Source organism: Mesorhizobium sp. M8A.F.Ca.ET.207.01.1.1 (assembly GCF_004794715.1).
Classification (GTDB): Bacteria; Pseudomonadota; Alphaproteobacteria; order Rhizobiales; family Rhizobiaceae; genus Mesorhizobium.
Genome location: NZ_SRUS01000043.1, coordinates 1 through 720, shown reverse-complemented (window position 1 = coordinate 720; position 720 = coordinate 1). Strand labels below are relative to the sequence as shown.

General features: G+C 66.5%; 1 protein-coding gene. It reads left to right on the top strand.

Annotated elements, in window-relative coordinates:
* Positions 1-720: VCBS domain-containing protein (locus tag EN850_RS33360; RefSeq protein WP_210237996.1), on the top strand; the 720-nt coding region annotated here is incomplete at both ends.

The following is a 720-nucleotide window of genomic DNA, read 5'->3' as shown; positions in this document are numbered from 1 at the left end:
CGGCGATCATGCCGACACCATCGGCGCGGACGGCGCAGCGGTCGGCGGTGCGGTGACGCGGGCCTATTTTGGCCTTGAAGCCAATGCCGCCGGCGCGACCTACACGACGATCTCGGGAGCAACGGTGATTGCCGGCACCTACGGCAATCTGACGCTGCACTCCGACGGAACCTACACCTACGCGCTGACGACGGCATCGATCCCGGCGGGCGTGACGAGCGAGACCTTCACCTACGAGATCAAGGACGGCGACGGCGACACCGACCTTGCTCAGCTGGTGATCGGGCTCAACCAGGATCTGAACGTGCCGGAGACGACGGGCTCGACGGCCACCGTCTACGAAGACGGCCTTGCCGACGGCGTGCAGCATGGCGCGACCAGCGAGACGACGACCGGCTCCTTCACGGTCGACGGCAACAACGAAGGCTACACGCTCACCCTCGACGGCGATGCCGGCGGACCGGTGGCGATCACGGCGGTGGGCGACCATGTCACCACCTCGAAGGGCGTGCTGACGATCACCTCGATCTCGGCGCCCGATGCCGGCGGCGTCGTCACCTACGGCTATACCTATACGCTGACCGGTCCGTTGACCCACACCGGCCAGGGCGAGGTCAACCCGCTCAGCGACACAATCACCATGGCGGTCACCGACGCCACCGGCGACAGCGATGCCACGCCGGCATCGATCGTCATCTCAATCGTCGACGACATCCCGGT